The following is a 21628-nucleotide window of genomic DNA, read 5'->3' on the forward strand; positions in this document are numbered from 1 at the left end:
GCCAACGTGCGAGAAAAGAACAGGAGCCTTGTGATGGCAAAAATCAAAGCCGCTGTGTGCCATGAATTCGGTACGTCCCTTCAGATCCAAGAGGTAGATCTACGCACCCCAGAAGCCGGTGAGGTTGAGGTCACGCTTGAGGCCTGTGCGATCTGTTTTTCAGACATCTCCTTCATGGATGGTGGTTGGGGCGGAACGCTGCCAGCGGTGTTTGGGCATGAAGCTGCGGGCCGCATTACAGCCGTGGGCGCCGATGTGCGCGGCTACGAATTGGGGCAGGCGGTCTTGGTCACGCTGATCCGGTCCTGCGGGACCTGTGCATCCTGCGCCTCGGGTGTGCCGGTGCAATGCGCCGACCCGGATGCGTCCGAGCCGCTCAGCCTCGAAGGTGCGCCTTTGCACGCGGCAATGAACTGCGGGGCCTTTGCGGAAAAGGTCGTCGTGCATCCATCGCAGCTTGCCGCGATCCCGGATGATATGCCCATGGATGCGGCTAGCCTGTTGTCTTGCGGGGTCGTGACGGGCTTGGGCGCGGTGGTGAACACTGCCCAAGTGCGGCCGGGCCAAGTGGTTGTTGTGATCGGCGCCGGCGGCGTGGGGTTGAACGCGATCCAAGGCGCGCGGATCAGCGGTGCCTCGCGGATCGTGGCCGTAGACATGACGGAGGACAAGCTCGCGGATGCCCGCGAATTTGGCGCAACAGACGGCATTTTGACGACAGACCCCGCCCCATGGGACCGTTTGGCTGAGTTGACAGGTGGGCGGATGGCGGATGCGGTCTTTGTGACCGTCGGCGCGATCCCCGCCTATGATGCAGCGCCCAAATACCTCGCGCGGAGCGGTGGTGTTTATATGGTGGGCATGCCCCATGAGGGCGAACATATGACGATTGAGCCGGGCAATATCGCGGCCTACGGGCAGTCCTTGGTTGGCACAAAAATGGGAGACGTCGTTCTAGCACGCGACATTCCTTGGCTGGTTGAAATGTACAACCAAGGGCGGTTGAAGCTGGATGAGTTGGTTTCGGGGCGCTATCCGTTGGAGGACATTAATGCCGCGATTGCCGACACAAAGGCCGGAGCGGCCCGCCGCAACGTGATTGTGTTCAAATGAAACTCGCTGGTCTTGAGATTTTCGTTGTGGCCCCCCCCGCACCGGGTTGGGGTGGTCAATACTGGATTTTCCCTAAGCTAACGACGGCCTGCGGGATCGTGGGGTATGGCGAATGTTACGCCTCTACGGTTGGGCCAGAGGTCATGCGCGCCGTGATCGAGGATGTGTTTGCGCGACACATGCAGGGCGAAAACCCAGAAAACCTCGAAAAAATGTTCCGCCGTGTCTATTCCAGCGGCTTTACGCAGCGGCCCGATCCGACGGTCATTGGTGCGTTTGCCGGGCTCGAAATCGCCTGCTGGGACATTCTTGGTAAGGCGCGGGATCGGCCTGTTTGGGCACTGCTCGGTGGGCAGATGAACGACCGTTTGCGCGCCTACACCTATTTATATCCGCAGCCGGGGCAGGCTTTGCCAGAATTCTGGACTTCGCCCGAAATGGCGGGCGAGGCGGCAATCGCGATGGTTGAACAGGGCTATACGGCCGTTAAGTTCGATCCCGCGGGCCCCTATACAATGCGCGGCGGCCACATGCCGGCGATGTCCGACATCTCAATGTCGGTGGCGTTCTGCAAAGCCATCCGTGAGGCCGTGGGTGACCGCGCTGATCTCTTGTTCGGTACGCACGGGCAGTTCAGTGTCGCGGGTGCGATCCGTCTGGGCCAAGCGATTGAACCCTATAGCCCGCTATGGTTCGAAGAACCCATCCCGCCGGACGCACCGCTGGATATGGCTCGCGTGGCACAATCGGTGCGCATTCCGGTGGCTACCGGTGAGCGGCTGTGCACCAAGGCCGAGTTTGCGACGCTCTTGCGTGCGGGTTCTGTTGAAATCCTGCAACCCGCTTTGGGGCGTTTGGGCGGTATTCTTGAAGCCAAGAAGCTGGCGGCTATCGCCGAAGTCTTTACCGCGCAGATGGCACCGCATTTGTATGCAGGGCCTGTGGAATGGGCCGCGAATGTGCATCTGGGCGTCTCTATCCCGAACCTTCTGATGGTCGAAAGCATCGATACGCCGTTCCACAACGCGCTGATCAAGAACACTGTAAAGGTTGAGGGTGGGTTTGTGCCTGCGCCCCAAGCCCCCGGTCTGGGCATCGACTTTGACGAAGATCTTGCGCGCGCGCATCCGTGGACTGGCACGGGCCTGCACCTGAACATGCAGGACGCGCCTTGCGACTACGTCAATGGGAACAGCTTTGGGGGCGGCGCGCTGGTTAAAGAGTAAATCCTAGCGCGCTTGCTCGTGCTCAAGCCGCTTGCGGGCGATCAGCTCGTGCTTGTCGGCCTCGGTCTGGTCCTTAAGGCAGGTTAGAACGAAGGTCAGATGCGCTTCGACGGCGGCTTGGGCTGCGTCTGGATTGCGGGCTTGAAGCCCATCGTTGATGGCGCGGTGTTGGTCCAGCAACAGTTCACGCGTGGCGCGCTGCTTGAACATCACGGTGCGGTTGTAAAACACGCCTTCGCGCAAAAGATCCATCATCGACCGCATCATATGCAGCATGATGACGTTGTGGCTCGCCTCAATGATCGCCAGGTGAAATTCCGCATCAAGGGTGGCTTCATCAGTCGGGTTTCGCTTGGTGTGGGCGGCTTCCATCTTTTTGAAAACGGTATCAACCACGGCCAAATCCGTGTCCGAACCAAGGCGGGCTGCGCGGGCGGCTGCCAGCCCCTCCATGTCGCGGCGAAACGCGATGTAGTCAAAAACGGCGGCGTCGTGGCTGGCAAATAACTTGACCAGTGCAGGTGAAAACGCTGAGCCCAAGACATCGGCCACATAGATGCCTGCACCCGCTTTGGCCGATAGCAATCCGCGCTCCTGCAATTCGCCCACGGCTTCGCGTAGCGAGGGGCGCGATACGCCAAGCCGTTCAGATAACTCACGTTCTGAGGGCAGGCGGTCCCCTGGGCGCAGGATGCCGCGCAGGATCAAATCCTCAATTTGGCGCACCACGGCCGTCGACAAACGCTCGGATTCGATTTTGGCAAAAGGCACGGGCATACTCCTGAATTGGCGAAAGAATATGACCGCGCCGGAGGCTTTGCAACCATTGGGGGCTAGGCGGTTGGCTGAATAACGATCTCCACCCGGCGGTTAAGCGCCTTGCCGTCCTCCGTCAGGTTGGTGGCAATGGGGTCTTCCTCTCCAAAGCCTTGGGGGATGACGCGCGATGGGTCGACGCCGCTTTCGTACAGCACGCTGGCCACCGCCGTGGCCCGCCGCGCGCTGAGCGCGAGGTTGTACTGCGATGTACCCGTGCTATCGGTGTGGCCCTGCACCTCGACCACACTGTTTGGGTACTGTTGCAAGTTATCCGCCAGCGCCTGCAAATCGCCGACAAGGCCCGGGGCCACGATCGCGCTGTCGGTGGCAAACAGGATGTCTTGCGGTAGGGTCACGATCAGCTCGGACCCGGTGTTTTCGATGCGGACGTCGGGGTTGTCCAATTGTGCCTCTAGATCGCGGGCCTGACGGTCCAACGTTTGGCCAATGGCGGCGCCAACACCTGCGCCAATGGCCCCACCGATGACCGCACTTTTGAGCCGATCATCATCATTGGTAAGGCCCGCTGCCGCCGCCCCAAGGATGGCCCCAATGGCCGCGCCGCTTTTGGTGCGTTCACCGTTGCGAACCGGCTCATTTGAGATCGGGCCAGAGGTACATCCCGCCAAAGCAATCGCACTGACGGACATAAGGACAAGAAACTTGGAAAAACTGCGCATAGATCACCTGTGATTTTTCACCATTTTGCAGAGGTGCCGCGATCTTTGCCAGTTAATTTCCGCGAACGCGCGAGGAAGTGATCATGCCGATTCCAATTTGGCCGTTTCAAATGCAAGCATCGCGCGTTTGACGGGCAGGCCCCAGTGATAGCCGCCCAAACCGCCCGATTTGCGCAGGGCGCGATGGCAAGGGATCAGCCATGAAATAGGGTTCCGGCCGACTGCGGTTCCCACCGCGCGCACGGCCTTGGGGTTGTCGATAGCCTGTGCGATTTCGGAATAGGTCGTGACGTGGCCCGAGGGGATTTTTAGCAGGGCTTCCCACACCTTGATCTGGAATGGCGCGCCGATCAGGTACAAGGGCGCTGTTCCGCCCTCGACCTTGCCAAAGGCTGCATCAACCCAAGGGCCCAACCGCATGGGGTCTTCGACGAATGTCGCCTTGGGCCAGCGGGATTTTAGGTCGGCAAAGGTCGGCTCGGCTCCGGCTTCGGCGCCGAAACCCATGCCGCAAATGCCACGGTCTGTCCCCATCACAAGGGTCGGGCCAAAGGGGCTTTCGAACCAGCCCCAAAAGATGGTGAGCCCCGCGCCACCAACGGCGTAATCACCGGGGGCCATCGCCTCCCACCGGACAAAAAGGTCGTGCAATCGCCCGCTTCCCGACAGCCCGATGGTTGCCGCCGTTTCCAGTGTGGTGTGGCGCGCCCGCAAAAGCGTTTTGGCGTGGTCTAGCGCAAGGTATTGCCCATATCGCTTTGGGCTGAGCCCCGCCCATTGCGAAAACACCCGTTGCAGGTGCGCGGGGCTCATCCCCAATTCTTTGGACAGGTCTTCAAGCCGGATGCCCGCACCCTGTGCGTCGATGATATCCAGCGCACGGCGCACAACGCCGTAGTGGTAAGTTTCCTCGGGGGTGTCGGTCATGGCGGTCTCCTTGCGGGAAACTTTAGGGTGCTTGGCCCGCCACCGCGACCCGAACCTTGCGCATTACCGCACCTTTTGTCGCGAATGATTTGCCGCGGGCTTGGCAGGCTGGGCCGGGTGGGGCATAGACGTCGGATGGCAAAGCAGATGGACTACAACACCCTTACCCAGATTTTTGAGCGGTTTCAGGCCCATGAGGCGGAACCCAAGGGTGAGCTTGATCACACCAACGCTTACACGCTTGTTGTGGCCGTGGCGCTGTCGGCGCAATCGACGGACGTCGGCGTCAATCGCGCCACGCATGAGTTGTTCAAGGTGGCCGATACCCCGCAAAAGATGCTCGACCTTGGCGAAGAGGCCCTGATCGAGCATATCAAGACGATCGGCCTGTACCGGAACAAGGCCAAGAACGTGATGAAGCTGAGCCGCATCCTCGTGGATGACTACGGCGGTGAGGTTCCATGTTCCCGCGCGGCCCTTGTGTCGTTGCCCGGTGTGGGGCGCAAAACGGCGAATGTTGTGCTGAACATGTGGTGGGGGCATCCATCGCAGGCCGTCGACACCCATATATTTCGCATTGGCAACCGGACGGGCATTTGCCCCGGCAAGGATGTCGATGCTGTGGAACGCGCGATTGAGGACCATGTCCCCGTGCCCTTCCAACACCACGCCCATCACTGGCTGATTTTACACGGCCGTTATATCTGCAAAGCGCGTAAGCCGATGTGCCAAACCTGCATCATCCGCGACCTTTGCCCCTATGAGGACAAGACCCAATGAGCCAATTTGACGTCATCGGCATCGGCAATGCGATTGTGGACGTAATCTCAACTGCGCCTGATACGTTTCTCGACCAGATGGGGATCGAGAAGGGGATCATGCAGCTGATTGAGCGTGACCGTGCCGAGTTGCTTTATGCTGCGATGGATGGTCGGGTTGAGACCCCGGGCGGATCGGTGGCCAACACGATTGCGGGCATTGGCGCGCTGGGCCTCAAGACCGCGTTCATCGGCAAGGTAAAGGATGACGCCTTAGGCCAGTTCTATGCCGATGCGTTGGCGGAGTCGGGCACCGCGTTTCCCAACCCACCCAAGGGTGTTGATCTGCCGACCTCACGCTCGATGATCTTTGTGTCGCCTGATGGTGAGCGGTCGATGAACACCTACCTCGGTGCGGGGGCGGATCTGTCGTCTCAGGACGTGCCAGAGAACGTGTTTGCGGGCGGTGGCTTGTTGTTCCTTGAGGGATATCTGTTCGACAAGGATGAGGGGAAAACCGCGTTCTCTGAGGCCGCGAAGGATATGAAAGCCGCCGGTGGGCGCGCCGCGATTACCCTGTCGGACCCGTTCTGCGCCGACCGTCATCGCGATGATTTTCAGCGCCTCATCGCTGAGGACATGGATATTGCTATCGGCAACGATCAGGAGTGGATGACGCTCTATGAAACTGACGATCTGAAGGCGGCACTGACCAAGGCCGCAGCCGTGTGTGACATCGTCGCTTGCACCCGCTCCGGTGAGCCGGTTTGGGTCTGGGCCAATGGTGCGCAGATCGAAGTGCCGGTCAAAACCATCACCCCGGTCGATGCGACAGGCGCGGGCGATCAGTTCGCGGCGGGCTTCCTCTATGGTTTGTCGACGGGCAAAGACCTTGAGGCGGCCGCGAAAATGGGTGTCATTTGTGCGCACGAAGTGATTGGCCACATTGGACCCCGCCCCGAGGTGGACTTGCTCGCGGTGTTCCGGGATCAAGGCCTCGTTTGATCGGGCCGTCGGACCCACCCAAATTGTTTGCTAATTGAGAGACCCGGATGCCTTATACCTACGACACCCAGAACATTTTTGCCAAAATCCTGCGCGGTGAAATTCCCAATAGCACCGTGATGGAGACAGAGCATACGCTCGCCTTCAACGACATCACCCCGCAGGCGCCGCATCACGTCCTGGTCATCCCGAAGGGGGCATATGTTTGCTATGATCACTTTGCGCTCGAAGCGTCAGAGGCTGAGATCGTCGATTTCACCCGCACCATTGGCAAACTTTGCGCCGAACTGGGCGTTCAACCGGGTGAGGGCGGCAACGGGTTCCGGCTGATCACCAACGCAGGTGAAGACGCCATCCAAGAGGTGCCCCATATGCACATCCACCTTGTGGCTGGGCGCGGTCTTGGGCGTATTTTGCAGCCCGCAGGCTAGTGCCGTTTAGTCAAACGTTCCGGTCACGCGCCCTAACAACATAAAGGCGCGGGCCGTGCGGGTGTTGCCCAGCTGGGTCAATTCCACGTCGGTCATGCGCGGCTCTGCTTGCGCGAGCGTGCGGTCAAACTGGCGCAAAAAGTGATGCACAGTGTCCTTGAACACTGGGTCCGAGCGCATCCGCCCCGCACAAAGCGTGAGCGAGGACCGGTCCCTGATACCGCCCAGAGACGCAATTTCACGACCGCGTTCGCCTTGCGCAAATTGGCGCCAAATTTCGGGGCGCGCGCGGTCTGGCGTGAGGTCATCCATATAGATGCCCTCTTGGCTCATTAGGGTCAGCACGTCTTGGGCGGCGTTGATCAACCGCGCTGCAGCCCGGTCCTTGAGAGCGCGGCGGAGGGTGCGAAAGCCCTCTTTGTCTTTCTCGTTTTCCGGGAAATTCACGGCGCGAATAAATTCACCCATCGTGAGCGGATCCCCTGCGGGCAGGGCCTCTGCAGGGGTGCCTAGCGCGAGGGGCGGCTGATCGGTGATCTCCATCTGTGGGGCGGCTTCGGCTGTCACCTCAGGGGCCGCTGGTTCCGGGGCCGTTGATCTGGCCATGCCTGCGATTGCGGCTTCAGCCCGCTCCTGCGCCTTGGAGATCGAATCGATTTTAGCTTCCATCGAGCGTTTGATCGACATGCCCGCCATCTGCTGCTGCTCAACATAGGCGTGACGCATCCCGTCGATGGCGGCCTGAAGACGTGCGCTTTCTTCGCGCATGGTGCGCGCAGTACGCGCCGCAGACGCCCCGATCCAAATCACGGCGAGCGGTAGGATGACGCCAACCATGGTCATCAAAGACGTTAGTGGGGCTTCCTCGCCGCCTGCGGACGGATCAGCCGTCAGATAAAAGTAGCTGATGACCAGCACCCATAGGACGCTCAGCACAATGGCCACGATCTCAATGGTTGAGATCAGGCTCGGCGCATCGCGCTGGCCATAGGTGTTAAGCCCCATTGATGCGATTCGCTTTGCTGCCCCAGAACCAGTGCCAGTGTCATCACTGGTTGGTTTTGGCGGCTGTGGGGCTGAGCTGGTCATAGGAAGCGCCTATTTGAATGCGACGGTCAGGATTTCGTAGTCTTTGACGCCACCGGGTGTGCGTACCTCGACGCTGTCGCCTTCTTCCTTGCCAATCAGGGCGCGGGCGATGGGCGATTTGATGTTCAGCAGGCCGTTTTCGATGTCAGCCTCGGTTTGCCCCACAATCTGATAGGTTTTTTCCTCGTCGGTTTCCTCGTCCACGATGGTGACGGTCGCGCCAAATTTGATGGCGCCCGACAGGGTGGCCGGGTCAATCACCTCAGCTAGACCAATGGTGCCCTCAAGCTCCTTGATGCGGCCCTCAATGAACGACTGCTTTTCGCGCGCAGAGTGATACTCGGCGTTTTCCGACAGGTCGCCGTGTTCCCGAGCCTCGGCGATGGCCCTGATGATAGCGGGACGCTCGACTGATTTGAGCTGTTTGAGCTCTACGTTAAGCGCCACGAACCCCTTGGGGGTCATTGGGAATTTTTCCATGAAACGTCTCCTACCCGGCCGACCTGACCAGGACTTCACGTTAACTGTATGATTGCGCCGTGCGCGTTGCAACGCCCGCTAGGGCGCAGCACGCATCAGTTGGTCGAAACGACCGTTTTTTCGCCACCCGAGGGCGGTTTGGGGGCGCCATCCACGCCACATGCGGCGAGGATGACCATGCATAGGATCAATGCAGCAGGCTTCATGCGTAGATACCCTGCCAGCGTTTGACCTGCGCGCGCACGTTGACGGGTGCGGTGCCGCCATAGGCCGTGCGGCTGGCCACAGAATTGTGGACACCCAAAACGGTGAACACATCGGCGGTAATTGCACCGTGTACGGCCTGCATATCCTCAAGCGTAAGGTCGGGCAGATCGCAGCCTTTGTCCTCGGCCATCTTAACGAGTGTGCCTGTGACGTGGTGCGCCTCCCGGAAGGGCATGTCGAGGGCCCGTACCAGCCAATCCGCCAGATCGGTCGCGGTTGAAAACCCGCTGGACGCGGCAGCCTCAAGGCTTGGAACATTGGCCTGCATGTCCGACACCATGCCGGTCATTGCCGCAAGCGACAGCATCAGGTTATCGGCGGCGTCGAACACCTGCTCTTTGTCCTCTTGCATGTCCTTGGAATAGGTCAGCGGCAGGCCCTTCATCACCATAGTGAGGGCGACTTGCGCCCCGAAAATCCGCCCGATTTTGGCGCGCATCAGTTCGGCGGCATCGGGGTTTTTCTTTTGGGGCATGATCGAGGAGCCAGTCGTCCACTTGTCCGACAGTTGCACAAAGCGGAATTGGGCTGAGGACCAGATGACCAGTTCCTCTGACAGGCGGCTCAGGTGCATCGCGGTGATTGACGCACAGCTCAGGAATTCGAGCGCGAAATCGCGGTCAGATACCGCATCGAGTGAGTTGGCGGCAGGTCGATCAAAGCCCAGCTCATTGGCGGTCATCTCGCGGTCAATCGGGAATGATGTGCCCGCAAGCGCGGCGGCGCCCAAGGGGCATTCATTCATCCGCTCGCGGGCGTCCGCAAAACGGGTCAAATCGCGTGAGAACATCTCAACATAGGCCAGCATATGGTGGCCCCACGTCACAGGCTGTGCCGTTTGTAGGTGGGTAAAGCCGGGCATAACCCATTCAGCGCCCGCCTCGGCCTGCGCCACAAGTGCTTTGCACAGCGCGCTTAGTGCGTCGATTGCGGCGTCGGCTTGGTCGCGGACCCACATGCGAAAATCGAGCGCGACCTGATCGTTGCGCGACCGTGCGGTGTGCAACCGCCCCGCTGGTGCGCCGATCAATGCGGTCAGACGCGCCTCCACGTTCATGTGGATGTCTTCCAATTTGGTTGAGAATTCGAACGTCCCGGTCTCAATCTCTGACAAAACCGTGAGGAGGCCTTCCCGGATCGCTTCTGCATCGGTATCTGAGATGATGCCTTGGGCGGCTAGCATGGCAGCGTGTGCGCGGCTCCCGGTAATGTCCTGGCGCGCCATGCGCTTGTCAAACCCGATGGAGGCGTTGATGGCCTCCATGATTGCGTCGGGGCCTTCTGCAAAACGCCCGCCCCACATCGCGTTGGAGCTGGCGGCATCGTTGGATTGGGTCATGGAAGTGGTCCAGAAATGGGAGTGAAACATGCGGACAATTTGCGCCGGACTGCTATACGGTGCCTTGGCCTTGGGTGCAAACAGCGCGCTGGCCGGCGGCTTCGAAAAGCTACAGGTCCATGCCGCGCCCAAAGCGCCCGCTGTGACCTCGTTCGTGACAATTGATGGGGTGCCAATGGACCTAAGTGCCTATGCGGGCGCCGTGGTTGTCCTTAATTTCTGGGCGACTTGGTGCGCCCCGTGCAAGCGAGAAATGCCCGGTTTGGACCGTTTGCAGGCCATGATGGGCGATGAGGGCATTGAGGTCGTTACGATGGCCTTTGGGCGGCACAATCCGATGGCGATGGAGAAATTCTGGGACCGTGCCAACATTGAGAACCTGCCCCTGCACCGTGATCCCACCACTGAGTTGGCGCAGGCTTTCGGGGTTAAGGGGCTGCCGCACACGGTGATTCTGGATGCCGAGGGCAACGAAATCGCCTCGCTTCCGGGTGAGGCTGAATGGGACAGTGCCGAGGCGATTGCGCTTTTGGAGGGGTTTGTTACGGATTAGGCCAGCGCGGGCCAGAGTGTCGCCATTAGCAGCGTGGCCATCGTCCAATTGAAGGCGCGCAACCGGCTTGGGTTGGTCAGGACGCGCTTCATTTGTTGGCCGAGCACCGTCCACGTCGAAACCGATGGCAGGTTTACCGCGCCAAACGCGAGGGCCACGGCCCCGATCGCCCAAACGGACCTATCTGGCGCGTAGATCGTGATTGCTGTCAGGGCCATGGTCCACGCCTTTGGGTTCACCCACTGAAAGGCCGCCGCCTGCAAAAAGGTCATGGGTTTTGGGCCCGCGCCTTGTTCCTTTGGGGTGCCGGAATGGGCAATTTTCCATGCGAGCCAGCATAGGTACGCTACGCTCGCGATCTTGAGGACGGTGTGCAGCACCGGAAACGCGTCAAACACCTGCGCCAAACCCATCCCCACTAGAAATATCATCAGCGTAAAGCCGATCCCGATGCCAAGCATATGCGGCACCGTACGGCGAAATCCAAAGTTCGCGCCGGAAGCCATCAGCATCAGGTTATTGGGCCCCGGGGTGATGGAGCTGACAAAGGCAAACCCGGTCAGGGCAAGGAGGATTTCATAACTCATGGCGCAATAAAGAACGAAAAGACTGTGCATGTGCTTGCGTTTTCATGGGTTTATCCGCTAATTTTGCAATATATGATGAAGATTGATGCTATAAATGCGCATATATTGCGCGTACTTTCCGATGATGGGCGCGTGTCCAACATTGATCTGGCCGAACGCGTGGGATTGTCGCCTTCCGCGTGCCTGCGCCGCGTCCAAGAATTGGAGCGGAGCGGTGTTATCACTGGCTACCGTGCGGTGGTAAATCCGCTGAAAATCGGGCGGGGATTTACGGCCTATATTACCGTCGGTTTGAACGATCACACAAAGGCCAGCCAAGAGGCTTTTGAGCGTGCGATTTCCCGAAGCCCTGAGGTGCGGGAGTGTCACAACATCACTGGCTCGGTTGAATATCTGCTACGCGTCGAGGCTGAGGATTTGGCGGCCTACAAAGTGTTTCACACCGAAATTTTGGGAACACTGCCACAGGTCCACGCGATTACCAGCTATGTTGTGATGGGCTCGCCCAAGGATGAGCGCGCCTAGGCTGTGTCTATGAGGTCGGCTGCATGGCGGCGACCTCAGCATGGCGAGGGCAGCTGACCAAATGGTCGTTCACCATGCCGGTTGCTTGCATGAACGCATAAACAATCGTGGGGCCACAGAATCGAAATCCGGCCTTCTTGAGGTCCTTGCTGATCTGAGTCGAAAGCGGGGTATGGGCTGGAACATCCGCCAAACTCGCCCAAGAATTTTGTAACGGTTTGTTCTCCATATATCCCCAAAGGAACGTATCGAACCCTTCGCGCTGCTCGATTTTCTGCCACGCGCGGGCGTTGCCGATGGCGGCTTCAATCTTGCCTCGATGCCGGATAATTCCCGCGTTCTGAACAAGAATTTCAACCTCTTTTTCACCCCAAGTTGCGATCTCATTGGGGTCGAAGTCTGCAAAAGCAGATCTAAAATTATCACGCTTTTTCAAAATGGTTATCCAGCTAAGGCCTGCTTGGAACCCATCTAAAATCAGCTTCTCCCATAGGGCGCGACTATCCCACTCGGGAACGCCCCATTCCGTGTCGTGATAATCCACGTAAACGGGGTCAACTCCGCACCATCCGCAGCGATCCATAGAGGTCTCCTTCATTTTAGGGAAAGGTGAAGCAAAAAGAACAAAAATAAAACATTTAATAATTCAGAAAGGGTTTCGGAGCCATGATTGCTGTGAATTTGGTGAGAGGGATAGCACATTATGGCACAAGAAATTATGAGACCCGATCAGGAACAATCCGCCGGTACGGACGCCGTGCAGAGCGATCAAGCCATATTGTCTATGGTGGTTTCCGCGCTCGAACGAGGCGATTTCATGTTGGCGTTCCAGCCTATCGTTCAGTCGCAGAAGCCCTATCACCCCGCGTTCTATGAGGGGTTAATTCGTGTCTTGGATAGTGCTGGTCGGATTATTCCTGCGGCTGAATTCATGCCGCTGGTTGAGCATCATGACATCGGGCGGGACATCGACTGCGCCGCACTTCGCTGTGGCATTGATGCACTTCGCCGCAAGCCCGATTTGCGTTTGGCGATCAACATGTCCACCCGCTCAATTGGTCATCCGCAATGGACGCGCATACTGGAGCATGCTTTGCTCAATGACCCTACTTTGGGTGAACGTTTGATCCTTGAGATCACTGAGAGTTCAGCCATGCGAATACCTGAGGCGGTGATGGCCTTCATGCAGCGGTTTCAGGCACAGGGCGTGACCTTTGCATTGGATGATTTTGGGGCGGGTCATACCTCGTTTCGCTATCTCAAAGATTTCTATTTCGACATCCTCAAAATTGATGGGCAATTCACGCGCGGTGTTCATCATGATGCGAACAATCAGGTGCTGACCGAAGCCCTTATCAAGATCGGTCGACAGTTCGATATGTTCACCGTGGCCGAGGCAGTTGAGACGCAGGAAGAGGCTGATTTTTTGGCGAAGGCGGGCATCGATTGCATGCAGGGCTATTACTACGGTCGCCCGGAAACGAACCCTTTTTGGTTACAGCAACCTGAGCAAAAGCATAGCCAAATGTCAGCTTAGCTATGCGCTGGGCGCATGGGACCTATCGGCAGGTATGCGCCGGGTGAGACACCGTGTCCGCTTACTCCGTTCAAAGACTCGCGTTAACCAAACCCTAGGACATGCGCGAGGGCTTGGCCCACTAAGGGGTCGGGGTGGTCGCGCCCTCAGAAGGGTAAGATGAATGACGAATGTTGTGATTGCTTCAGCTGCGCGGACCGCGGTTGGCAGCTTTGGAGGGTCGTTTGCCAACACCCCCGCCCATGATCTTGGTGCTGCTGTTATCGAAGCTGTGGTTGAGCGGGCCGGCGTGGACAAAGCCGAAGTTTCCGAAACAATTCTGGGCCAAGTGCTCACCGCGGCCCAAGGCCAAAACCCTGCACGTCAGGCGCATATCAATGCAGGCCTCGCGCAGGAGGCTGCTGCTTGGAGCATTAACCAAGTATGTGGTTCCGGTCTGCGTGCTGTCGCGTTGGGCGCGCAGCATATTATGCTTGGCGATGCCGAAATGGTTGTCGCTGGCGGTCAGGAAAACATGACGCTTTCGCCCCATGCCGCTGCAATGCGTGCCGGTCAAAAAATGGGTGATATGAAGTTCATCGACACGATGATCCGCGATGGCCTGTGGGATGCTTTCAACGGCTACCACATGGGGCAAACCGCCGAAAACGTCGCTGAGAAATGGCAGATTTCGCGTGATCAGCAGGACGAATTCGCGGTCGCTTCGCAGAACAAGGCAGAAGCGGCGCAAAAGGCTGGCAAATTTGATGATGAAATCGCGGCCTTCACCGTGAAAACCCGCAAGGGTGACATCATCGTTGATAAAGATGAGTACATCCGTCACGGCGCCACGCTGGAAGCGATGCAAAAAATGCGCCCCGCTTTCACCAAAGATGGCACAGTGACTGCGGCGAATGCCTCTGGCCTGAACGACGGTGCTGCCGCGACATTGCTGATGTCTGCCGATGCAGCCGAAAAGCGTGGCATTCAGCCGTTGGCGCGCATCGTATCTTATGCAACTGCCGGTCTTGACCCGTCGATCATGGGCGTCGGCCCGATCTACGCGTCGCGCAAGGCGCTCGATAAAGCCGGTTGGTCGGTCGGTGATCTTGACCTTGTCGAAGCCAATGAGGCTTTTGCGGCGCAAGCATGTGCTGTGAACAAAGACATGGGCTGGGACCCGGAAATCGTAAACGTTAATGGCGGCGCTATCGCGATTGGTCACCCCATTGGTGCCTCGGGTTGTCGTGTTCTCAACACCTTGCTGTTCGAAATGCAGCGTCGTGACGCCAAAAAAGGCCTCGCCACGCTTTGCATCGGTGGCGGCATGGGCGTCGCTCTGTGTGTTGAGCGTCCCTAATCATCAAAAACGGGCGGGCTGAAACCCGCCCTTATTTCTAGATTTCTGAGGAGAAAATCCATGGCACGAGTTGCACTGGTCACCGGCGGATCGCGCGGTATTGGCGAAGCGATTTCCAAAAAACTTAAGGCTGACGGCTACGAAGTTGCGGCAACCTACGCTGGTAACGATGAAAAAGCGGCTGCCTTCACTGCCGCAACTGGCATCAAAACCTACAAGTGGGACGTGGCGGATTACGCAGCTTCTGAAGCTGGCATCGCGCAGGTCGAAGCCGACCTTGGCCCTGTTGATGTCGTGGTGGCAAACGCCGGCATCACTTGGGATGGCTTCTTTCACAAAATGAAGCCCGAGCAGTGGCAAAAAGTCATCGATACAAACCTGACAGGTGTGTTTAACACTGTGCGCCCCGTGTGGCCCGGCATGCGTGAGCGTGGCTTTGGACGTGTGATCGTGATCTCTTCGATCAATGGTCAAAAAGGCCAAGCCGGTCAGGTTAACTACGCCGCGACCAAGGCAGGCGATCTGGGTATCGTTAAATCGCTGGCTCAAGAGGGTGCCGCCAAAGGCATCACAGCCAACGCTGTTTGCCCCGGATACATCGGCACCGAAATGGTGCGCGCAATCCCTGAGGAAGTGTTGAACGCCAAGATTATCCCGCAAATCCCAGCGGGCCGTCTGGGTGAGCCAGAAGAAATCGCACGTTGTGTAGCGTTCCTTGCGTCGGATGATGCGGGCTTCATCAACGGTTCGACGATTTCTGCCAATGGTGGCCAGTTCTTCGTCTAAGGGTTGCGAGGATAAGAAATTCAAAAGGACCGGCCATGTAGTGCCGGTCCTTTCTGCGTTAAAGCTGTACTTAAGTCGCTTGCATAACGGCTAGCGGGGCGAATGTTGCGCGAAGCCCGAACCAATTTTTCCAAACTGAGGCAAAGGCAGCGGCCCGTTCTTTGTGGGCGTTTTCAATCGCTTGTTGCAGCGGTATTGTGTGCAATTGGTGTTCCATGTCAGTATTCCTTAGCATGTTGCAATTTCTAGGGCTCAACATGCGCCTCAACGTTCTTTTTCACAAACGAGACTTTCAAACGCGTCAGATAAGTTATATTTAACTGATATGATGGATCGCCTTCCTCCCCTTACCGCTTTGCGGGCCTTTGAAGCTGCTGCGCGGCACATGTCATTCGCACGGGCTGCGGATGAGTTGAACGTCACCCCAGCGGCGCTGAGCTTTCAGATTAAATCATTGGAAGAACACTTCGGCGCGCCCTTGTTTCGGCGGCTCAACCGCGCGGTTGAGTTGACGGAGGCTGGCAAGGCGCTCGCGCCGGGCACAACGGACGCCTTTCAAATGCTGCAAGCCGCCTGGCGGGCGGCGGGCAGAACGGTGGATACAGGCGTGCTTACGGTCACCGCTGGCCCAGCTTTTACGGCCAAATGGTTGGCACCGCGGCTTTTTGATTTCGCTCAGAGCCACCCAGAGATCGAATTGCGGTTCGCGGCCAGCCTGCGACTGATGGATTTTGAGCGGGATGACATCGATATCGCCATCCGGTTTGGCTTCGGTGGGGATGATGGCCCGAATCTTTACAGTGAAAAAATCGTGGGTGAATGGCTCACCCCAATGATGCATCCGGACCTTGCTGCGCGGTTTCCAACGCCTGAATCCTTATTGAACGCACCGTTGCTACACCAAGATGACATCGCGTGGCTGCGTCCGGCCTGTGACTGGACCGCTTGGTTTCGGGCAAATGGCTTAGAATTGGGCGAAATCCATGGCGCACGTTTCAGCCAGGCGGATCACGCCATTGATGCCGCCCAAGCCGGGGCAGGTGTTGTCTTGGGGCGGATTACTTTGACGGATCGGGCGTTGCGTGATCGACGCTTGGTTGCACCGTTTCAGACAGCGATCTCAACGGATGCGCATTTTCGGGTGCTGTGTCCAAAAGGATCCGAGGAAAAGCAGCAATTCAAAGCGTTTCTCGAATGGCTTCGGGTCGAAACCTGCAAAATGCGGGACCACGGCCAAGGTCGGCACATGGTCCGCGCAGATAATATTGGGGGTTAGGCGGAGAGGCGCTCAATCTCTTGTTTGAGCTGTAGCTTCTGCTTTTTCAAAGAGACGACTTCAAGTCCGTCCGTTCCGGGACTTCGTTGGGCTTCTTCCACTTGTTTTGAGAGATGCTCGTGCTTTTTGCGTAGGCTCTGCAGATGCGACGTCAGCGACATGTATATCTCCTCTCTAGTGATGAATATTAAAAGCTCACCACAAGAACTGAGTCCTGTCACGTAATTTTGTTCGGCATCCGGGCGACGAATATAACAAGTTTTATCTATTTTAGGTGAATTGCCGCGCCGCCGCGTAAAACGTCTGAGGCGATTTTGGTAAAATCATCCCCATCTTCAAAATGTTGCGGCCCTTCATGCAACACCATTGGGGGGCACATTTGCAGGCCTGCGCGCCCGCCTTTGCGGCTGCAGAATATTACACGCTGCGCCGGTTTTTGGGCCCGAGGTGTTAACGGAAGCACGATGTGACTGCCCATTCGTGCGTCGATGGCTTGGAAATAGCTATCCAACCGGTCCGCACGCAGGATCATGGTTAAGGTCCCCCTGGGTCGCAGGCGACGGGTCGCCACGTCGATCCATGTGGCCAGTGACACATCCTCACGCAATGCGGTTTCGCGCGACGCGTTGGTCGATGCGGTCCCGGCCTTGGGGGCGAAATAGGGCGGGTTACAGATGACATGATCAAAGTTGAGTGCGGACAATTCCGCAGGCGGCGCCGCCACGTCGCCTACAATTACCTCAAACGGCAGGCCTTGGCCGTTGCTTCTGGCCAAGGCCGCGTAGTCCGGTTGCAGTTCCAAGCCGGTTACCTGCGCTTGGGGCACCCGCGCCAAAAGGCATAAGCTGGCGACACCGACGCCGCAGCCAAGCTCCAACACGCTTTCGCCAGCTGCGGCGGGGCACGCGGCGGCCATCAACACAGGGTCCGTCCCGGCCCGGTAGCCGTCGCGCGGTTGATGCACCTGCACCTTGCCGCCCAAAAAACTATCAAACGTTGTCTCGATCACCCGGTTACCGTGATGCCGTTGTCGCGCAATGTCGCGCTTGCCATGAAATAATCGCGCTCCGCCACCAAAAGCCGCCGCGGCAATACGCCAATGCTTCCTTCTAGGACGCTCATATGGACGTCCATTTCAAACCACTCTATATCCTCCCCCTGTAAGAGGGCCTTGGCAAAGGCAATGGCGGTTGGGTCATTGGTGCGAAGGATTTCTTTCATACCCATCAGTTAGGCGCCGGTTAGGGCGCTGTCGAGCCAAAGGTCGCAAAGATGAGTTTGGATACCGCTGTCCAAAAGCCCCACGAACGTCTGGCGATTACGCTCGCCGCTGATCTGGAGGCTGTTAACCACCTGATCCGTGCGCGTATGGCGTCTGAACATGCCCCGCGCATTCCGGAGGTCACGGCCCATCTGGTCGAGGCTGGCGGCAAACGTGTGCGCCCTATGCTAACGCTCGCCTGCGCGCGGATGTTTGGCTATGAGGGTGAGCATCACCAAAAGCTCGCTGCAACCGTTGAATTTATTCACACCGCGACCCTGCTGCACGATGATGTGGTGGACGAAAGCGGTCAGCGTCGGGGCCGTCCAACGGCGAACCTGTTGTGGGACAACAAATCCTCGATCCTAGTTGGTGACTATCTGTTCGCGCGTGCGTTCCAGTTGATGGTCGAAACCGATAGCCTGCGTGTGTTGGATATCCTCGCCAACGCATCTGCAACTATTGCTGAGGGCGAGGTGCTGCAACTGACTGCGGCCTCCAATCTGGCGACGACTGAGGCGATCTATCTGCAAGTGATCCGCGGCAAAACAGCGGCTTTGTTCCAAGCCGCGTCCGAGGTTGGCGGTGTGATCGCAGGCCAAGACGACGCGACCGTTGCAGCCCTGCGCACCTTTGGTGACGCGCTCGGCGTGAGCTTTCAGATCGTGGACGACTATCTGGATTATGGCGGCGCGGGCACGACCCTCGACAAAAACGTCGGCGATGATTTCCGGGAGCGTAAACTGACCCTGCCAGTCATCCGCGCCGTGGCACAGGCCACCGATGAAGAACGCGCGTTCTGGGTCAAGACGATCGAAAAAGGGCGTCAGGATGAAGGCGATCTTGAACACGCCATGGCGCTGATCGAAAAATACGGCACGCTTGAGCAGACCCGCCAAGAGGCTCTGCGTTGGGCTGAGGTTGCGAAATCTGCGATGGCGTCCATGCCAGAGCATCCCTTGCGCGACATGTTGATTGATCTTGCCGATTACGTGGTCGCGCGCGTCCGCTAAAGCACCTTTGCGGCGCGGGTCCACCAGTTGGACCTGCTCAATTGCGCGGCGGCCTTGTTCGCAGCAGCCTCTGATGGGTACAACCCAAAGCACGTAGCGCCTGAGCCGGACATCCGCGCAAGCCCTGCATCAGTGGCTGTGATCGCAGCAAGCACCTCAGCTATTTCTGGGCACAACGTTCGGGCCGGGGGTTCTAGGTCGTTACGCTGTTCTCTGAGCCAAGCCAGTTGATCGTGCAGCGATGCAAAGCGGGCCACCGGCCCCATGGGCGGATTATTCTTGGTCGGTAGGGCGTTGAAAATCGGCCCCGTCGGCGTGGGAACACCGGGATTAACCAGCACCACCCACATGGGATGCAACGTCGCGACTGGGGTGACGTCTTCGCCAATTGAAGTCATCCGTTGTGGCCGCGGTGACAGGCACACGGGCATATCCGCACCCAATGGCAACAGCGCCTGTGGTGGGGGCAGGGGTTGGCCCGTTAGGCGACACAAGGCGCGTACCGCGGCTGCGGCATCTGCGGACCCACCTCCGATCCCGGCAGGGTGGGGTAGGTTTTTTGTCAGGTGAAACTGACCTTCGACCCCAAGCAGTGCTGCGGCCTTGAGGATTGAGTTTTCTGGCCCCGTCGGCACGCCCTGCGCAAACGGCCCCGTTACAGACAGGGATGGGCCGCCCAACTGAGCCGCCAGCCCATCGCCCACGTCCGCAAAAACCACGAGGCTGTCGAGCAGGTGGTATCCATCGCTTCGCTGTCCCGTGACATGGAGTGTGAGGTTAATCTTCGCGGGCGCGAACTCTTGGGTAGTGGCTGTCAAGAAAAAGGCTCAGTCCTGCGCGGCTTTGCGCGTAGCTTCCGCTGCGGCAGCCTTTTCAGCCAATGATGGCGCGCCTTCTTCCTTCAGGACGCGGTCTAGGCCGATCTCTAACTTCCGGCGCATTCGATCTGGATCAGCCTCGCTGTCTGTGTCGTCGGGGTCCACGTTGGATAAGGCACGACGCCACTGAAACTCAGCCTCGCGCTTGCGCCCAACAGCCCAAAACACATCGCCGAGGTGATCGTTGATAACCGGATCAAGCGGCTCTAGGGCGACGGCACGTTCCATGGGGGCAACGGCCTCATCGAAACGGCCAAGGCGGTAAAACACCCAGCCAAGACTGTCGGTGATGTAGCCATCATCGGGGCGCGCAGCCACGGCCTTTTCGATCATATCAAGCGCTTCGACCAGATCGCCCTGCTTTTCGATCATCGAATACCCAAGATAGTTCAGCACATGCGGCTGTTCAGGGTTCAATTCGAGCGCTTTGCGGAAATCCGCCTCGGCCAGTGGCCAACGGTTCGTGCGTTCATAGGCGATGCCGCGCACATAATAGAGGAACCAATCGCGGGGTGTCGGCTCTTGGACCAAGGCAACAGCGGCCTCATAGGCGTCTGCGGCTTCACGGTGACGTTCCAGCCGGCGCAGAGTGTCGCCAAGGGCGGTGTGAACCTGTTGGATATCGCCATGCGTCCGCGCGAGCGATTTGAGAACCTCGGCCGCCGTATCCCCCCGGTCGTCGCTGTATAGCAGGCCCGCGCGTGAAATCTCTGCGAGGTAGAATGACGGATGATCAATCGGAACGGCGTCCAGCACCGCCCCGGCAAGGGCGTATTGTTCCTGTTCCTCTAGCAGGTCCGCGGTCAAAAGGATCGCATCCACATTGGTGGGGTTCAGGACAAGTGCCGCACGGCTGTGCAGCAGCGTATACGTGTGCGAGGCCTCTCCGTTGACGACGGCCGCGAGCGTGGCAAACGCCTCTGACATGCCCTCAAGCGGGGTGCGAATAATGTCGTAGCTGACCGCGTCACCGTTTTCGATCCGGGTGAGCAGCGCCTCTAGCTCCGGGGAGGAGCCGCGTTGCAACGTTTGAGCCAGAAAGGCTGCCGCATCGTCTGGACGGTCCAGCTGCACAAGGATTTGCGCATAGGCCTCAAAAGCTGTGATGTTCAGGCTCAACTCGCCGTAGGTTTCACCGCTCAGGATGGCTTCCGCGCTTTCGAAATCACCGACCATCGCGAGGGCGAGGGCCTTGTGGATGTAGGCAAATGAGCGGAACGCGCGGTTTTCCGAAAGGGCCTCAAACGCGGTGACGGCTTCGGACATATTGCCCTCGGCCAGTTCCACCCAGCCCAGCAGCAGCCCGTCGAGCAGGGGGCCGCCGACCACACCCTCCATCAGGGCATCCTTGGCCGCAGCCGTGTTGCCCTGCGATACGTCGCGCACCAAGCGGACCATCTGCGCAATCTGCATGTCCGGCTCAAGGCTGATGACCCGCGCTGCGGCATCGCCCGCGCGCTCAAAATCACCGAGCATGGCAAAGCTGATCATGGCCGCGTCAAGGATTTCAACTTGGCTCGGATCGCGCTGCAACAATTGGCCGTAATATTCGGCGGCGGCGGCGTAATCACTGGCAAAGCCCGCAAGCCGCGCGGCCAAATAGGGTCCTGCAATACCGTCTTGGGCAAAGCTCGGAGCGGGTGTCGCAAATGCAAAGGTGCTGGCAAGTAGGGCGCTTTTGAGGATGTGCAGGCGCATTGGCTCTCCGGTCTAGTTTCCTCAAAGGTAGTTTGCCCCAG

General features: G+C 58.5%; 25 protein-coding genes. 12 read left to right on the top strand and 13 right to left on the bottom strand.

Features of this window, described 5'->3' with window-relative positions; translation table 11 throughout:
- Positions 1 to 33 precede the first annotated feature (33 nt).
- Together PM04_RS04600 and PM04_RS04605 are read left to right on the top strand one after the other, a co-directional pair.
- Complete coding sequence (locus tag PM04_RS04600) at positions 34 to 1113, top strand: zinc-binding dehydrogenase (RefSeq protein ID WP_038004176.1); 1080 nt, start codon at positions 34 to 36, stop codon at positions 1111 to 1113.
- On the top strand, positions 1110 to 2339 hold the full coding sequence (locus PM04_RS04605) for a mandelate racemase/muconate lactonizing enzyme family protein (RefSeq protein ID WP_038004177.1): 1230 nt from the start codon (positions 1110 to 1112) through the stop codon (positions 2337 to 2339). The genes PM04_RS04600 and PM04_RS04605 overlap by 4 nt, the downstream gene beginning before the upstream one ends.
- 3 nt (positions 2340 to 2342) lie before the next feature.
- Here the strand turns inward: PM04_RS04605 and PM04_RS04610 are convergent, their stop codons facing one another.
- From PM04_RS04610 to PM04_RS04620, 3 genes are all read right to left on the bottom strand, one after another.
- Positions 2343 to 3110, bottom strand: coding sequence for a FadR/GntR family transcriptional regulator (locus tag PM04_RS04610; protein ID WP_038005071.1), 768 nt, complete (start codon positions 3108 to 3110; stop codon positions 2343 to 2345).
- A gap of 62 nt (positions 3111 to 3172) precedes the next feature.
- On the bottom strand, positions 3173 to 3838 hold the full coding sequence (locus tag PM04_RS04615; protein WP_038004178.1) for an OmpA family protein: 666 nt from the start codon (positions 3836 to 3838) through the stop codon (positions 3173 to 3175).
- 81 nt (positions 3839 to 3919) lie between these two features.
- Positions 3920 to 4765: a bifunctional helix-turn-helix domain-containing protein/methylated-DNA--[protein]-cysteine S-methyltransferase gene (locus PM04_RS04620; protein WP_038004181.1), complete on the bottom strand. Its 846-nt coding sequence runs from the start codon at positions 4763 to 4765 to the stop codon at positions 3920 to 3922.
- 135 nt (positions 4766 to 4900) lie between these two features.
- On the opposite strand from PM04_RS04620, the gene nth reads away from it, so the two are divergent.
- From nth to PM04_RS04635, 3 genes are read left to right on the top strand one after another with little or no spacing between them, the layout of a single operon-like run.
- Complete coding sequence (gene nth / locus PM04_RS04625; RefSeq protein ID WP_038004183.1) at positions 4901 to 5545, top strand: endonuclease III; 645 nt, start codon at positions 4901 to 4903, stop codon at positions 5543 to 5545.
- Positions 5542 to 6528: an adenosine kinase gene (locus tag PM04_RS04630; protein WP_038004185.1), complete on the top strand. Its 987-nt coding sequence runs from the start codon at positions 5542 to 5544 to the stop codon at positions 6526 to 6528. Before nth ends, PM04_RS04630 begins: the two co-directional genes overlap by 4 nt.
- A 47-nt stretch (positions 6529 to 6575) precedes the next feature.
- A complete protein-coding gene (locus PM04_RS04635) occupies positions 6576 to 6959 on the top strand; it encodes an HIT domain-containing protein (RefSeq protein WP_038004187.1) in 384 nt (127 codons plus the stop codon).
- Positions 6960 to 6965: 6 nt separating this feature from the next.
- Here the strand turns inward: PM04_RS04635 and PM04_RS04640 are convergent, their stop codons facing one another.
- The 3 genes from PM04_RS04640 to argH all read right to left on the bottom strand — a co-directional run bounded on the left by PM04_RS04640 (position 6966) and on the right by argH (position 10134).
- Positions 6966 to 8048, bottom strand: a complete 1083-nt coding sequence (locus PM04_RS04640) for a hypothetical protein (RefSeq protein WP_038004188.1) — start codon at positions 8046 to 8048, stop codon at positions 6966 to 6968.
- 9 nt (positions 8049 to 8057) lie between these two features.
- Entirely contained in the window at positions 8058 to 8528 is a 471-nt protein-coding gene (greA, locus tag PM04_RS04645) for a transcription elongation factor GreA (protein ID WP_038004190.1), read from the bottom strand.
- Positions 8529 to 8730: 202 nt separating this feature from the next.
- Positions 8731 to 10134, bottom strand: a complete 1404-nt coding sequence (argH, locus tag PM04_RS04650) for an argininosuccinate lyase (RefSeq protein WP_038004191.1) — start codon at positions 10132 to 10134, stop codon at positions 8731 to 8733.
- A gap of 28 nt (positions 10135 to 10162) precedes the next feature.
- Here argH and PM04_RS04655 point away from each other — a divergent pair, with 28 nt between their 5' ends.
- Entirely contained in the window at positions 10163 to 10687 is a 525-nt protein-coding gene (locus PM04_RS04655) for a TlpA disulfide reductase family protein (protein ID WP_038004194.1), read from the top strand.
- Here PM04_RS04655 and PM04_RS04660 read toward each other — a convergent pair.
- Entirely contained in the window at positions 10684 to 11274 is a 591-nt protein-coding gene (locus PM04_RS04660; protein ID WP_038005073.1) for a LysE family translocator, read from the bottom strand. The genes PM04_RS04655 and PM04_RS04660 overlap by 4 nt on opposite strands.
- A gap of 72 nt (positions 11275 to 11346) precedes the next feature.
- Here PM04_RS04660 and PM04_RS04665 point away from each other — a divergent pair, with 72 nt between their 5' ends.
- Positions 11347 to 11799 carry an Lrp/AsnC family transcriptional regulator gene (locus PM04_RS04665; protein WP_038005075.1) on the top strand — a complete coding sequence of 151 codons (453 nt, stop codon included), beginning with the start codon at positions 11347 to 11349 and terminating at the stop codon, positions 11797 to 11799.
- Positions 11800 to 11806: 7 nt separating this feature from the next.
- Here the strand turns inward: PM04_RS04665 and PM04_RS04670 are convergent, their stop codons facing one another.
- Positions 11807 to 12382 carry a DNA-3-methyladenine glycosylase I gene (locus tag PM04_RS04670; protein WP_038004197.1) on the bottom strand — a complete coding sequence of 192 codons (576 nt, stop codon included), beginning with the start codon at positions 12380 to 12382 and terminating at the stop codon, positions 11807 to 11809.
- Positions 12383 to 12502: 120 nt separating this feature from the next.
- Between PM04_RS04670 and PM04_RS04675 the strand changes: the two genes are divergently transcribed.
- From PM04_RS04675 to gcvA, 4 genes are all read left to right on the top strand, one after another.
- On the top strand, positions 12503 to 13336 hold the full coding sequence (locus tag PM04_RS04675) for an EAL domain-containing protein (protein WP_152593958.1): 834 nt from the start codon (positions 12503 to 12505) through the stop codon (positions 13334 to 13336).
- A gap of 163 nt (positions 13337 to 13499) precedes the next feature.
- The gene (locus tag PM04_RS04680) at positions 13500 to 14675 is read left to right on the top strand and encodes an acetyl-CoA C-acetyltransferase (RefSeq protein ID WP_038004200.1); all 1176 of its coding nucleotides are present in this window, start codon (positions 13500 to 13502) and stop codon (positions 14673 to 14675) included.
- Between the two features lie 60 nt (positions 14676 to 14735).
- Positions 14736 to 15461 (top strand): acetoacetyl-CoA reductase, encoded by a 726-nt coding sequence (gene phbB / locus PM04_RS04685; RefSeq protein WP_038004202.1) that lies wholly within the window; start codon positions 14736 to 14738, stop codon positions 15459 to 15461.
- Between the two features lie 325 nt (positions 15462 to 15786).
- The gene (gene gcvA, locus PM04_RS04690; RefSeq protein ID WP_038004203.1) at positions 15787 to 16737 is read left to right on the top strand and encodes a transcriptional regulator GcvA; all 951 of its coding nucleotides are present in this window, start codon (positions 15787 to 15789) and stop codon (positions 16735 to 16737) included.
- Here gcvA and PM04_RS17610 read toward each other — a convergent pair.
- The 3 genes from PM04_RS17610 to PM04_RS04700 form a co-directional block, all read right to left on the bottom strand.
- A complete protein-coding gene (locus PM04_RS17610) occupies positions 16734 to 16898 on the bottom strand; it encodes a YdcH family protein (protein ID WP_072936598.1) in 165 nt (54 codons plus the stop codon). The genes gcvA and PM04_RS17610 overlap by 4 nt on opposite strands.
- A gap of 104 nt (positions 16899 to 17002) precedes the next feature.
- Positions 17003 to 17746, bottom strand: a complete 744-nt coding sequence (locus tag PM04_RS04695) for a tRNA1(Val) (adenine(37)-N6)-methyltransferase (protein ID WP_038004204.1) — start codon at positions 17744 to 17746, stop codon at positions 17003 to 17005.
- The gene (locus PM04_RS04700) at positions 17743 to 17958 is read right to left on the bottom strand and encodes a DUF2007 domain-containing protein (protein WP_038005079.1); all 216 of its coding nucleotides are present in this window, start codon (positions 17956 to 17958) and stop codon (positions 17743 to 17745) included. Before PM04_RS04700 ends, PM04_RS04695 begins: the two co-directional genes overlap by 4 nt.
- Before the next feature lie 51 nt (positions 17959 to 18009).
- Here PM04_RS04700 and PM04_RS04705 point away from each other — a divergent pair, with 51 nt between their 5' ends.
- Positions 18010 to 19011, top strand: coding sequence for a polyprenyl synthetase family protein (locus PM04_RS04705; protein WP_038004205.1), 1002 nt, complete (start codon positions 18010 to 18012; stop codon positions 19009 to 19011).
- On the opposite strand, the gene PM04_RS04710 is transcribed toward PM04_RS04705, so the two are convergent.
- Together PM04_RS04710 and PM04_RS04715 are read right to left on the bottom strand one after the other, a co-directional pair.
- Positions 19008 to 19829: a 4-(cytidine 5'-diphospho)-2-C-methyl-D-erythritol kinase gene (locus PM04_RS04710; RefSeq protein WP_038004206.1), complete on the bottom strand. Its 822-nt coding sequence runs from the start codon at positions 19827 to 19829 to the stop codon at positions 19008 to 19010. The genes PM04_RS04705 and PM04_RS04710 overlap by 4 nt on opposite strands.
- 9 nt (positions 19830 to 19838) lie before the next feature.
- Entirely contained in the window at positions 19839 to 21587 is a 1749-nt protein-coding gene (locus PM04_RS04715) for a tetratricopeptide repeat protein (protein WP_038004207.1), read from the bottom strand.
- Positions 21588 to 21628 lie beyond the last annotated feature (41 nt).

Origin of the sequence: Thalassobacter sp. 16PALIMAR09 (genome assembly GCF_000765485.1) — a bacterium.
Lineage (GTDB): Bacteria > Pseudomonadota > Alphaproteobacteria > Rhodobacterales > Rhodobacteraceae > Thalassobacter > Thalassobacter stenotrophicus.

Coding starts and splice junctions, on each gene's coding strand:
- PM04_RS04670 (WP_038004197.1), bottom strand. CDS start 12,382: ATGGATCGCTGCGGATGGTGCGGAGTTGACCCCGTTTACGTGGATTAT.
- PM04_RS17610 (WP_072936598.1), bottom strand. CDS start 16,898: ATGTCGCTGACGTCGCATCTGCAGAGCCTACGCAAAAAGCACGAGCAT.
- PM04_RS04660 (WP_038005073.1), bottom strand. CDS start 11,274: ATGAGTTATGAAATCCTCCTTGCCCTGACCGGGTTTGCCTTTGTCAGC.
- PM04_RS04680 (WP_038004200.1), top strand. CDS start 13,500: ATGACGAATGTTGTGATTGCTTCAGCTGCGCGGACCGCGGTTGGCAGC.
- PM04_RS04620 (WP_038004181.1), bottom strand. CDS start 4,765: ATGACCGACACCCCCGAGGAAACTTACCACTACGGCGTTGTGCGCCGT.
- greA (WP_038004190.1), bottom strand. CDS start 8,528: ATGGAAAAATTCCCAATGACCCCCAAGGGGTTCGTGGCGCTTAACGTA.
- PM04_RS04635 (WP_038004187.1), top strand. CDS start 6,576: ATGCCTTATACCTACGACACCCAGAACATTTTTGCCAAAATCCTGCGC.
- phbB (WP_038004202.1), top strand. CDS start 14,736: ATGGCACGAGTTGCACTGGTCACCGGCGGATCGCGCGGTATTGGCGAA.
- argH (WP_038004191.1), bottom strand. CDS start 10,134: ATGACCCAATCCAACGATGCCGCCAGCTCCAACGCGATGTGGGGCGGG.
- PM04_RS04715 (WP_038004207.1), bottom strand. CDS start 21,587: ATGCGCCTGCACATCCTCAAAAGCGCCCTACTTGCCAGCACCTTTGCA.
- PM04_RS04640 (WP_038004188.1), bottom strand. CDS start 8,048: ATGACCAGCTCAGCCCCACAGCCGCCAAAACCAACCAGTGATGACACT.
- PM04_RS04705 (WP_038004205.1), top strand. CDS start 18,010: ATGAGTTTGGATACCGCTGTCCAAAAGCCCCACGAACGTCTGGCGATT.
- PM04_RS04665 (WP_038005075.1), top strand. CDS start 11,347: ATGATGAAGATTGATGCTATAAATGCGCATATATTGCGCGTACTTTCC.
- PM04_RS04630 (WP_038004185.1), top strand. CDS start 5,542: ATGAGCCAATTTGACGTCATCGGCATCGGCAATGCGATTGTGGACGTA.
- PM04_RS04700 (WP_038005079.1), bottom strand. CDS start 17,958: ATGAAAGAAATCCTTCGCACCAATGACCCAACCGCCATTGCCTTTGCC.
- PM04_RS04605 (WP_038004177.1), top strand. CDS start 1,110: ATGAAACTCGCTGGTCTTGAGATTTTCGTTGTGGCCCCCCCCGCACCG.
- nth (WP_038004183.1), top strand. CDS start 4,901: ATGGCAAAGCAGATGGACTACAACACCCTTACCCAGATTTTTGAGCGG.
- gcvA (WP_038004203.1), top strand. CDS start 15,787: ATGATGGATCGCCTTCCTCCCCTTACCGCTTTGCGGGCCTTTGAAGCT.
- PM04_RS04600 (WP_038004176.1), top strand. CDS start 34: ATGGCAAAAATCAAAGCCGCTGTGTGCCATGAATTCGGTACGTCCCTT.
- PM04_RS04615 (WP_038004178.1), bottom strand. CDS start 3,838: ATGCGCAGTTTTTCCAAGTTTCTTGTCCTTATGTCCGTCAGTGCGATT.
- PM04_RS04675 (WP_152593958.1), top strand. CDS start 12,503: ATGGCACAAGAAATTATGAGACCCGATCAGGAACAATCCGCCGGTACG.
- PM04_RS04655 (WP_038004194.1), top strand. CDS start 10,163: ATGCGGACAATTTGCGCCGGACTGCTATACGGTGCCTTGGCCTTGGGT.